The organism is Kitasatospora nipponensis (assembly GCF_039528135.1).
GTDB classification, from domain to species: Bacteria; Actinomycetota; Actinomycetes; order Streptomycetales; family Streptomycetaceae; genus Kitasatospora; species Kitasatospora nipponensis.
Genome location: NZ_BAAALF010000701.1, coordinates 1 through 720, shown reverse-complemented (window position 1 = coordinate 720; position 720 = coordinate 1). Strand labels below are relative to the sequence as shown.

Here is a 720-nt window from a genome sequence, read left to right as displayed (position 1 = left end):
CGGCGAGTACGGTCTGCTCGCCTACCCCGACCACTTCCACCCCTCCCGCATCGAGCGCGGTGAGGCGCTGAAGTACTACGAGCATGTGGGCTACGGGGCCCGCAAGAACGGCGTCACCACCGCCCTGTGGGACCCGTTCGCCTACCTGAACCGCGACACCCTCCAGTGGCGTGACCCGGAGCTGTTCGCCGTGATCAGGTCGAGCTGGACCACCCGCTCGGGCTCGACCTCCTTCGACAAGGTCTTCCTGCCGAAGTCCGCTCCGGTCACCGCCAAGTCGCTCACCCTGAACCTCAACGGCCTGGCCTTCCGGGGTCTGTGGCAGGGCGACACCAAGCTGGTCGCGGGCCGGGACTACACCGTCTCCGGCACCACGCTGACCGTCACCGAGAAGGCGCTGACCCGCCTGGCCGGCAACCGCGCCTACGGCGTCAACGCGACGCTCCAGGCCCGGTTCAGCCGTGGGCTGCCCTGGAACATCGGCATCGTCACCAACGACGTTCCGGTCGTGTCCGATGCCACGGGCACCAACGAGGCGTTCACCGTGCCCACCCGGTACAAGGGCAACGACCTGGCGACCATGCACGCCACCTACGCCGACGGCACCAACGCCGGCCCGACCGGCTGGACCCCGTACCAGGAGTTCAACCAGGCCTTCTCGCCGGACTACGCGAACGGCACGATCATCCTGACCCCGGCGTTCCTGACCTCGCTCCGCGA

Annotated in this window: 1 protein-coding gene; it reads left to right on the top strand. The window is 68.5% G+C overall.

Translation table 11 applies throughout. From position 1 onward, the window contains the following. The coding region (locus tag ABD323_RS42815) for a X2-like carbohydrate binding domain-containing protein (protein WP_344447447.1) at window positions 1–720 on the top strand (720 nt) is incomplete at both ends.